The 10,970-nt window shown below is 43.8% G+C and carries 9 protein-coding genes; 4 read left to right on the top strand and 5 right to left on the bottom strand.

Translation table 11 applies throughout. The features are described from left to right. Nucleotides 1-111 precede the first annotated feature (111 nt). The 3 genes from FGT79_RS20075 to FGT79_RS20065 all read left to right on the top strand — a co-directional run bounded on the left by FGT79_RS20075 (nt 112) and on the right by FGT79_RS20065 (nt 2,225). Nucleotides 112-699 carry a TetR/AcrR family transcriptional regulator gene (locus FGT79_RS20075; RefSeq protein ID WP_138754605.1) on the top strand — a complete coding sequence of 196 codons (588 nt, stop codon included), beginning with the start codon at nt 112-114 and terminating at the stop codon, nt 697-699. 62 nt (nt 700-761) lie between these two features. After that, nucleotides 762-1,421, top strand: a complete 660-nt coding sequence (locus FGT79_RS20070) for a DUF2306 domain-containing protein (protein ID WP_246096512.1) — start codon at nt 762-764, stop codon at nt 1,419-1,421. 45 nt (nt 1,422-1,466) lie between these two features. Further along, nucleotides 1,467-2,225 (top strand): exodeoxyribonuclease III, encoded by a 759-nt coding sequence (locus tag FGT79_RS20065; protein ID WP_138754664.1) that lies wholly within the window; start codon nt 1,467-1,469, stop codon nt 2,223-2,225. A gap of 148 nt (nt 2,226-2,373) precedes the next feature. Here FGT79_RS20065 and murI read toward each other — a convergent pair whose 3' ends face one another. The 4 genes from murI to FGT79_RS20045 all read right to left on the bottom strand — a co-directional run bounded on the left by murI (nt 2,374) and on the right by FGT79_RS20045 (nt 9,146). Then, on the bottom strand, nt 2,374-3,171 hold the full coding sequence (gene murI / locus FGT79_RS20060) for a glutamate racemase (protein WP_138754604.1): 798 nt from the start codon (nt 3,169-3,171) through the stop codon (nt 2,374-2,376). A gap of 268 nt (nt 3,172-3,439) precedes the next feature. Beyond that, nucleotides 3,440-5,326: an LTA synthase family protein gene (locus FGT79_RS20055; RefSeq protein WP_342778509.1), complete on the bottom strand. Its 1,887-nt coding sequence runs from the start codon at nt 5,324-5,326 to the stop codon at nt 3,440-3,442. Nucleotides 5,327-5,465: 139 nt separating this feature from the next. Beyond that, a complete protein-coding gene (locus FGT79_RS20050; RefSeq protein ID WP_138754603.1) occupies nt 5,466-7,574 on the bottom strand; it encodes an S-layer homology domain-containing protein in 2,109 nt (702 codons plus the stop codon). Nucleotides 7,575-7,661: 87 nt separating this feature from the next. Then, complete coding sequence (locus FGT79_RS20045; protein ID WP_138754602.1) at nt 7,662-9,146, bottom strand: O-antigen ligase family protein; 1,485 nt, start codon at nt 9,144-9,146, stop codon at nt 7,662-7,664. A 105-nt stretch (nt 9,147-9,251) separates the two neighbouring features. On the opposite strand from FGT79_RS20045, the gene FGT79_RS20040 reads away from it, so the two are divergent. Then, nucleotides 9,252-10,112 (top strand): Cof-type HAD-IIB family hydrolase, encoded by an 861-nt coding sequence (locus tag FGT79_RS20040; RefSeq protein WP_138754601.1) that lies wholly within the window; start codon nt 9,252-9,254, stop codon nt 10,110-10,112. Between the two features lie 148 nt (nt 10,113-10,260). On the opposite strand, the gene FGT79_RS20035 is transcribed toward FGT79_RS20040, so the two are convergent. After that, complete coding sequence (locus FGT79_RS20035; RefSeq protein WP_138754600.1) at nt 10,261-10,902, bottom strand: SecDF P1 head subdomain-containing protein; 642 nt, start codon at nt 10,900-10,902, stop codon at nt 10,261-10,263. Nucleotides 10,903-10,970: the final 68 nt, after the last annotated feature.

Raw genomic sequence — 10,970 nt, 5'->3', positions numbered from 1 at the left:
ACACTCTCCACGCCCCCTCTGTCCAAGCATAAATCAAAATATTGACGGCAATAGGAAGCACATGGTAACATCTTTTTATTAAACACCGTTTGAATAAAGGGAGCTAACGAAATGACACCACGTAAAGCCGTCGATCAAGAGCTAAGCAAAGAGCGCATATTAGAAACAGCAAGAGAGCAATTCTCACAGCATGGCTATCGCGATGTCTCTATGCGCGGCATTGCGAAAGCATTAGGCTACTCGCCTGGATCTCTCTACTATCATTTCCGTGAGAAAGCGGATTTGTTCAGCGCGATGGCTGAAGTTGATTTCGAGAGGCTAAATGCCCTCCTTCATGACACGATCACCGAAACCCCTGAACTCGGTAGCGACCAGCTGCGCATGATTTTTATGCAGTTTATTCGATTTGGATTGGAAAACAAGCGGTCATTCGAGCTGATGTTCCTTATTCAGCAGCCTGATTTGGACTGCTATTACATGCAGGCGAAGATGGGAAGCTACGAGAAATTTTCGAATGCTGTGAAACGATCCTTGCACGAAATAAATCCAGATCATGCTCGCGATGATCATATGATTTGGGTACTCTTCCTCTCCCTTCACGGCTTTGTGAGCTTCTTTATTGCCGGCACGCAAACCTTTGAAGAGGTTAACGAGCTTGCTTCTTTGCATGTGCAGTTGCTTCTGCGAGGACTGCAATAATTTTTTTGGTTTTTATTGAACACTGATTAATTAAAAAAATTGAAGAAGTGAGTGTGATTATAATGATGAAGAAATGGAACGTTGTATTCATCTTTTTTCTTGCTTTTGCAGTAGCCGGGTATGCTATCGTACAGTACAGCTTATTCGATGCAAGTGATGCCGGCCTTGTTGCCGCCAAGCTTCAAGAGCCTGAATTCCAGCTAACACCGTGGGTCTACGTCTTGTATGCCCATATTGTAACAGCCGTATTGGCACTAGCTATAGGTCCCTTTCAACTCTTCCACAAGAAGTCGAAGCCTAGAGGAGCTTTGCATAAACGACTTGGTTACGTATATGTCCTTTCCATTGTGATAAGCAGCGTTGCCGGCATTTATTTATCTTTGTTCGCGACGGGCGGATTGATTTCGGGTCTTGGCTTCTTTATTTTGGATATTCTATGGGTAACGACTACCCTGATTGCCTTGCGCAAAATAATGGTTAAAGATATAAAAAGACACCGCGAATGGATGCTCCGCAGCTACGCTCTCACCTTTGCTGGCGTTACCCTCCGTATTTGGCTCGCGCCGCTGGTCATGCTCTTTGGAGATTTCGTGACCGGATACCTTTTTGTTGCATGGCTCTGTTGGGTACCTAACTTGATCGTAATGGAGGCAATTATACGAAGGAGATCAAACAAACAGTCTCTCCCTATTCCTGACAGCCAATCTCAGCCCAATCTATGATAAACTATTAAATAAACGATATGGCTGGCAAGGAGATAAACGATGATTAAGCTAGTATCCTGGAACGTAAATGGATTAAGAGCATGCGTCACAAAAGGTTTTTATGATTATTTCAAAGAAACGGAAGCCGATATATTCTGCCTGCAGGAAACGAAGCTGCAAGAAGGCCAGATTACAATGGAGCTCGGCGAGGAGTACGCACAGTTTTGGAATTATGCAGTGAAGAAAGGCTACTCTGGTACGGCGGTATTCACGAGAATCAAACCGCTCTCTGTTCATTACGGTATTGAAGAAAACTCGGAGCCTGAGGGCCGGGTCATCACGCTCGAGTTTGACGGATTCTACCTCGTAAATGTGTACACCCCTAATGCCAAACGCGACTTAACCAGACTCGATTACCGCATGGAGTGGGAGGATCGGTTCCGCAGCTATTTGCAGCAGCTAGATTCATTGAAGCCCGTTGTTGTATGCGGTGATCTCAACGTTGCGCATCAAGAAATCGATCTCAAGCATCCTAAGCCGAACCTTGGAAACTCCGGATTTACGCTTGAGGAGCGCGGCAAGATGACAGAGCTCCTCGATGGCGGTTTTCTCGATTCGTTCAGGCACTTCTACCCGGATCGCGCAGATATTTATAGCTGGTGGTCTTACATGCCCAAGGTTCGTGAGCGAAATGTGGGATGGCGCATTGATTATTTCCTTGTCTCAAACCGTCTAGAACCGCAGCTTATTGATGCCCAGATTGACTGTCATATCATGGGCAGCGACCACTGCCCGGTTCTGCTTACAATGGATCATCTATAAAGCGTGGCTTCCAACGTATGAAGACATCTTCGCAAGCTCTAGTTCGCATGTGCAAGGACACCTGTCAAACGGAGATGCAACGCGTTCCCGTATCTGCATGCTTATGAATAGAAAGGGCGATCCCGCTCAGCGGAATCGCCCTTTCTATTCATGTAGCGAGCGACTCTGACAAGGCATCCCTTTCACGCAGGATGGCGAGCGCTTTTTGCATTTTGTCGATGTAGGCAGGTTCATGGCCAGAGCACATAAAGCGGACCTCACCGCTCCCGCCGCCGCCAGCGATCCCGTAACGGCTAAGCAATGCGGACAGCCGTTTGACCGTACCTACGTTGCCGTCAACGATTTCAATATGGGCAGGCAGCATCTCTCTAAGAATTTGTTTGTAGAACGGATAATGGGTACAGCCAAGCACGATAATACCGTAATCATCCAGATTATAGTCCGCAAGCTTGGTACGGAAATAGTCTTGCATAATCGCTGTATCGAACTGCAGCTTCTCACAATAATGGACAAGCTCTGGCAGCGGGAGAGAATCGACGATACCCAGCTCATCTACGCGGGAAACGAGTGCGTAATATTTGGGCAGCTGCAGCGTTAATGGCGTAGCGAATACGAGTACTCTTTTGCCAGTTGCCCGGTTCATCTCTACGGCAGGTTTCACCGCTGGCTCCATGCCTACAATCGGAAGAGAATATCGCTCTCTCAAATCATTGATGGCGATACTGGTAGCTGTATTGCAGGCTACTACCAAAGCATCTATGCCCTCATTCATCATCAGACCGACCGAATCGAGTATATACGCTCTTACATCCTCCTCGGCCTTCGTGCCGTAGGGAACGTGCAGCGTGTCTGCCATATAAAGAAAATCCATATCAGGGAGCCTGCGCAGTGCTTCTGACAGTACAGTGAGCCCGCCGATTCCCGAGTCAAAAAAACCAATTCGCATGTCTCATCGATTCCTTACGTTACGTTTATTGGAATAGAATAATATATTGTAGCTCTCTCCATATTAACTCATTGCCACCTGCCATTAAAGCTTAACCTTTCACTTAAACAAAAAATAGCGCTAACAGCTTCCGTTCTTGCTGACTCCTACGTCAATCCGACTCCTTAAGCGCACATGCGCTTACAGCCATCGTTTTGAGCTTCGCATAATTTGACCTTAACAAAAAAACGCCCCTCGTCCTATTAGACAAGAGACGCTACGCCTTAGGCTAAGGGGCGCGCTTAGGCAGCAAACGAACATAATCATCAGAAAGCTTCATAAGCTCCAATATATAATCGTAATCTGCTCGATATTGGCTAAAGTCGGTGACCGGCTGCTTCGTCCTAATATCCGTAGCTTTCCCATCCTCGAACCCTTTGCCTGGTACGAATAAAATGTCATTGTTGAAAAACGATCCCGTAGGCAGATAGTATCGCATCCCGATGACATTGCTCGTCGTATTAAGCAAGTCATGTCCGAACGCTGTGTACGCCTCATCGACCAGAGAGATGCCTAGCAGGTTCGATACAGTTGGCATAATATCGACCTGACCGCCTACTTGATCCATCACTTTCCCCTCTGCGCCTGGCACATGAACGAATAAGGGAATATTGAAGCGGTCTATGTCCCCATCATACGTTATGCCGAGCTGCTCACTGACCCAAGCAGGGTCATTGTCGTTCTTCTGAAGCCCGTAATGGTCTCCATATGCAACAAATATCGTGTTGTCCCATAAGCCGCTCGCCTTCAGTCCTTCTATAAATTGGCCAAGCGCATAATCGGTATAATTTAGCGCCGTTAAATAATCGCCTAGCTGCGAGCCTTGCAGCCCATCAGGCATCGTAATACGCTGCTTGTCGTCTGGCACCTTAAATGGATGATGGCTGGATGTCGTCACAAACTGCGCATAGAAAGGCTTATTTTGCTGCTTGAACGCTTGCAGCTTCTCAAGACCAACCTTATACAGCTCCTCGTCTGATGCTCCGAAGGAATTGAAATGATCATTCTCAAACGACGGCTTATCATAGTATTTCGTAAAACCTAATGCAGGATACATGCGGTTACGATCCCAGAAGGTTACATCATTAATGTGGAACGTATTCGATTCATACCCCTTATCGCCAAGCAATCTAGGAAGACTAGGGAGAACCCGATCCCCATACCCCGTTGACATCGCAATGACACCGGTAGGGTAGATCGAGGTGTTCGACAAAAACTCAGCGTCAGATGTGTTCCCTTGCCCAATTTGCTGAAAGAAGTGCGGGAAGTAGAAGCTTTCCTTCGCCAGTTGATTAAGCACCGGTGTCACCGGATTGCCGCCAACAGAGAGATTAACCGCAACGTTCTGGAATGCTTCCATTTGAATAACGATGACGTTTTTGCCTTTGGCATAGCCGAAGTAGTTAGGCGTTCCCGCCTCCACTGCTTGACCGATTTGGTCAAAATATGAGGTCTGCAGCGCATCAGTGCTTGCTGCTGTGTCTTCTATGCTTCCACTGCGCAGCTCCGCTTTCTCCTTGCTCTCTTTCATTGCAGCAGCTACCTGATAATCAAGGAAGCCCAAGCTCTCCGCTTGCACAATCTCATTCGGGATGGAGCTGCTCGACCAAATATAGCCTCCCGATACCGATATACACAACAGTGCTGCGATTCCAGTATATAGGGGCCTCGCGATCCGGTTGCGTCCATCTAAGCGTGGGCCGTACAGGCGGTTCCAGATCGAGAGGATGGACAGCGCAATCACATCAACGAAAAAGAGGTAGAAGGATGGCTGCATGATTGATCCGACGCTCGTCCTAACCTGCAGCACTTGATCCAGCCCATGCAGCGCGGTATAAGTCGGAACGGTCCCGTAATAGCTGAAATAGACCGTTGAAGCAAACAAAAGAAGCGACATGACGGCATTCACGATACCGAAGACGGCACCTTTCCATTTGGCAGAGGTAATCAGTTCAAAAACGAATAACAGCGCCAATACAGCTGCCCCGTCTGCTGGCAGACGATCGGCCTGAATGCCTTGAAATATGAAATGCCTGAACAGCAGCATTTTAAGCATGATCATCACAAAAATAACGATAAACGGTGATCGGCCGTAACGTTTCGAGAATAGTAACAAGTGCTCTCACTCCTTAACGGTGTACAACTTGCATCAATAAAAATAACCGTCATGACATGACGGTTATTCTAAACGTTAATGTTAAGGGAATATGAAGGCAATTGCAACGGTCAATAAATAGGTAATAAGAGTGTACCTATTATTGAAGCAACGTATAAATGGCTTTAGCACTCTCCGCACGAGTTAATTGGGCTTGAGGAACAAATTCATTATTAGCTCTGCCTTGAATGAAACCTGCCTTATAAGCTGCATCAATGAACGACAATGCCCATTTCGACGCTTTACTTCTATCCGTAAAGTCTGCAACGCTTGTGCTATCAAGCTTACTGCTAGTCTTCAGCTCATAAGCTCGAACCAACAATGCTGCCATTTCTTCTCTTGTAATGTTCACATTCGGAGAGAATACACTGGCTGATGTTCCAGAAACGAGACCCGCTTGACTCGCAGCAGTGATAGCTTCTGAATACCAAGCACTAGCACTCACATCGGCGAATGGAGCCGTTCCCTCCGCTTTAAGACCAAGGGCTCTAACAAGCATTGAAGTAAACTCTGCTCTAGTCACATTAGCTTGCGGATTATATTTTTTATCGCTTACGCCTTGAATAATATGCTTTGCCGACATCACTTTAATTATATCGGATGCCCAATAATCATCGGCTACATCATCATAGGATTTGGAATATTCAAGAACTGCATAATGACTGAAATGAGTGAGCTCCGCTTGGATTTCCGACCCGTTTACTACGCCGCCGACATACTCCAGCTTGCCATCTTCAGAAATATAATAAACACCTAACAACTCTTTATTTGCTGTTGCATTTATTTTGAAACTCACTTTTATGGGTTGGTCAAATGTACTCAACGATGTTTTCTTTCCGTCTTTCGTGATTACCGACAGTGAGAAGTCGAATACATCTCCTGCTCTAGTAAGGCCTGCTGAAGTCTGATCTTTTGCTTTGTTTAGTAAGGCTGCAGCCGAAGTATCTGTCACGGCGCTAAAATCAAATTCAATTTGAGCACCTTCAAGCTGGTCTGCCGGAAGCAGCTGTTGAAGCTTAGCAAGAACCTTTGCTGGAAGATCTACAGAGATGTTCTCACTAGCTAAACGAAGCTTATTATCACCAAGCACCTCTGCTGTTTTAATAGGAAGCAACACCTGAGGTTTCTCTTTGGACACGGTAATTGCAACAATACCATCCTTGTCAGTCTTTAAGCTGTCCACACTCACAACCTGTTTTCCTTGATTCGGATTCGAATCAACGATTTCGCCGCCACCAGAGCCGCTTGAAGGAGGAGTAGTAGGAGTTACAATTGCTGATGTGAATGTAATATTGTTAAATTTAACGATGTTTTTTCTACTTACATAATGGTCGACCTCACCAGTCTCACTATTGGTATAACTTACGTGATTACCATAAGCGATACTAGCATAGTATGTTAGCTCTGAATTTGGTAGCTGAATTTCATCTCCGCTACTTAGACTTGAAAGCTTTAATTCGTATGTTTTACCTTTAACAAGCAATTCAGGAAACTGAAGTATAAACTGATTATTTACTATTGGAGTACCATTTTCATAATAGTAATTTTCAAAAGGATATAGCGCTTTGGCATAAACACTTTGATTAACGCTAACGTCAGTCAAAGAGAAATCATTTGCCGATGTAGTAGATGGATTGTACCTTATCATATTATCAACCCCATAACCTGTTGGAAGACTAATCATAACAGAATCATAGCCTGATTCTTCTGGGGTGAAAGAGAACAATACCGTGTTACTCCCCAAGAATGTTTTCTCCTGCTTTCCAGAAAATCCTTCCGCACCCTTCATCCGATAAACATCTAAGTCTATAGGTTGATCCGAATATGCATATTGGTTATACTCACCCTTGCTTACATTGAAAACCTTGCCATTAACACCTTCTGTTATTCTAAGTTCTTTGGTCGTATCCGAACCAACATATTTGCTGAAATAGACCCACTCGTATGGAACATTATTTGCATCGTACTCTTTATATGAGAAATTTGACACTTTTCTGTCCAAAAATTCAGAAACACCAGATTGATCGATTCTCTCTACTTTAATGTTATCAGGGTCTGCAGTATATATCCCCCCAGATAATTCCCCCGTACGTTCATTGTATTGAAAAACCATATAAGCCGCTGCATAAGAAAGTACTGGTGCCAGCATTGATAACAGCATTAAAGAAACTAAAGACAAACTAACCTTTTTACGGAATGAACTGTTCACTTAACCGCCCCTAGAAATAGTATTTTTTAACATAACCCATTAATTCTATCAAAAAATATTGTCGAAATCTAGGTTGTTATGAAATGTTTATCTTTCATTCTGTAAATCTTTTAAAAGATCTGTATACAGCTTTTTTTGCGGAACCATTTCTGTCGCTCTCTCAAGCTCTGATTCTGCCTTGTCATAATAACGAGTATCACCGGTTTCATTGCCCATTCGAATGTATAGCTTTGCCTTTTCGTATATGATTGTGTTTGACCATGAAACCATTCTCCGCACCTGCTCCAGTTGTTTTCCCGCTTGCTCCCAATTACTTTGCTTACTTGCTTCTATGCCTTTTTCCTTCAACTGATAACCGACGCCGATCCACATAAAAATAGAGAAAAGCAAAACTACTATTGGGACAACTACTATGTATTTTATTTTAGCCCCTTTCATGTTGAGCGATTGTTGCGGTATGAGTAACATCAAGCCTATCAACAGCATATTGAGATACGGGTAAGTTAAGTCAAAATCGAATCCCGCATGCAGCAGCATCATTGTAACCATAATGACAATGCCCTTAAGCAAATTCATATCAATTGCTTCAATCGTTTTTAATTGAACAAGAGCATTTTTGTAAAACAATATAATGATCGCCAAAAAAGCCAGCCCACCTATCAGTCCCACATCTAGAAACACTTGAATATAATGGTTATGTATAAATTTCACAAAATAACTTTGAGACTGGTAGGTCTGCTGAAGCAATGCCCATCCACCGCCTCCTGCCCCACCCAAAGCATAATCTATGAACATACGAATGCTATCTTTCCAATAAACAAAACGAATTTGAAACTCAGAGGTTTTCGTTTGTATGCTTGATACACGATTGAGAAAAAACCATATATCCTGTTTTACTAGCATTGCAAGTATTAAACCTAGAAGATGTGTTGATGAGAGAACGATAAACATCCTTTTATTTCTCAAGATAGGGATGAGAATAAACATCATGATTACCGAGACAAGCCATAAAACCCATACCGATCGAGAAAATGTCAATAATAGTCCAGCGACATTAATTGTTATAAGGACAATATGCAGTTTTGACTTCGTCATCACAATCGCCATAATGCTAATTAGAATACATACGGAAAGGAGTATGGCTAATGCATTGGCATATTGAAAGAATGATTCCAATCGACCTTCCCGATTTAGCTGGAAAACGACCCCAGCGAGTACCAGAAAGCTCCCTAGCCAAGGTAACTTAAATAGAAGCTTCATAAGCTGCTCTCTAGCTAGCAGGGATAGCATTAATGACAGCGGTACGATACTCGAAACTCTAGATGCTTCAATTATTGCTGCTTCCCTATCAACAGCGTATAGAACGGAGACCCAATAACATATAACTAATATAAAAATCATCAAATGCGTTCTCTTGACGATCAGCGGCGTTTTACTAAGCAGCACAACAAGAAAAGCAACGTAGACACATGCATTCATAATTAAGAAATCCGATTCCATAATATATCCGGTAAAGATCGTACCAATCATAAAAAATAATAATGTTATAATATAGACAAATTTTCCAACCATTCCCCTTCGCTCCGCATCTTCAGTTTCTTATTCTACTACATTCGATTATATACTATATTTCCTGTGCACTAATTAGCAATCTATCCAGATTGGTATAGCATTATTATGGAAGGAGACATTATTCTGAGAAACATACACTTCCTCACAGACCTTGACGGGACGCTGCTGCTTTCCGATGCGACTTTGTCCGCTTATACAGTTGATGTGATCTCGAGGGCTATGGAACAAGGCGCAGTTATCAGCTATGCTACAGCCAGAAGCTACATGAGCTCTAACCATATAGTATCGGTCATCCCTTGGAAGCATCCAATCGTGTTGTATAATGGTGCTGTTATTTATGATCCCCTTACCATGAAAGTCATTGGCGGTCATTGGTTGGATAACAGCGTCGCGAACAGCATTGTCGATATTGGAAGAGCACATGCCCTGCTGCCCTTTATATTCGCACTTGATGAGAATGACAAGGAGCGCGCCCTGCATGAGAAGCTAACGGGTAGCGGAAGCATCTCCTTCTATGAAAGCCGTCCTAACGATCCGCGCTTTAGCGAAATGACGAATCTTGCTTGTCCAGATTCCTTTAGAACGTTAAAGGTTACCTATATCGGTTTGCTTCACGAGCTTGAGCCACTCAGGGACGAAGTCGTACGCCGCTTTGACAGTCAGGTGCATATTCATCTCATGAAGGACTCCTACATAGCGAATCATTATTTTCTAGAGTTCGGCCACCCTAACGCGAACAAAAAGGAAGGTTTGAGACAATGGGCCAAGCTCGTTGGATGCAAACCGGAGGACGTTACCGTCTTCGGAGACAATTTGAACGATCTCGGGATGTTTGAGACCGCTGGGGCAAAGGTTGCCGTATCCAATGCACACCCTGCTCTTCATGAGCTCGCTACTTATGTAGCGCTGAGTAATGATGAAGACGGCGTAGCCGTTTATATAAAAGATGTTGCGGGTTGTGAATAAATATATGGACATACATACATGATTTAGGATTCTAGGCGTCGTGTCAGTGGAACAGTGTGTTGCCATAATACACGGATTGACGCAATAAAGGCTGTCGAGACCTTCTCGACAGCCTTTCCGTCATGACATGAACACTCATTCACTTCGTCTAACGGTTTTCAGGTATTTCAGTCAGCTTGAAGGGGAGTGTTCCTAAATTGATCATATCCTCAAATTCATACCATTCAGCAGGCGTGTAATTACCTGAAATCTGAAAGTCATCGTCGCTTATTGGTTGGTTAATCGACGCTTCCGACAACTTCATATCTCCCAAATAAATTGTCATATATTGTCCAACCAGGCGAGTCGTAATCGCTTCGAGTTTGTTCTTATCCTTTAAGTTAATAACGAGCGACTGTTCCATCTCCATATTGGACATTAAACTCGCGCCATTCCGTTTCAAGTCGCTGCTGTCCATCTCGATTGTACCATCAGGACCACGAAACGTAATGTAGAAAGGCTCCATGAGCATCTCTCTTAATTCTTCCTCATTTGATGCGTCAGATAATTTCAAGCGGATTTTATTGGAATCTACAAGTCGTATGTTAGGCTTGGATACACCAGCACCAACAAGGCGAAACTCCATACCTTTGGCCATTTTCAACATCAATTCCCTCGTTATCGCTGTTCCGCCCTCCAACTGCTCAACCTCATATAAAACCTCCAATTTGTGTGCCGGGTTTGCACAAGCGCTCACTTCAAGCATAATCAATAGGATTGCAAATATGACTAACACTCTCTTTCTGTACATGTAAAAATTCCCCTTTTTCTCGCAATATACGTATTTTACTTAGATTACCACATCAAGTCAAAAGAATA

It is taken from the genome of Paenibacillus sinopodophylli (genome assembly GCF_005930355.1).
GTDB classification, from domain to species: Bacteria; Bacillota; Bacilli; order Paenibacillales; family Paenibacillaceae; genus Pristimantibacillus; species Pristimantibacillus sinopodophylli.
This window is presented reverse-complemented; position numbering and strand designations above follow the sequence as displayed.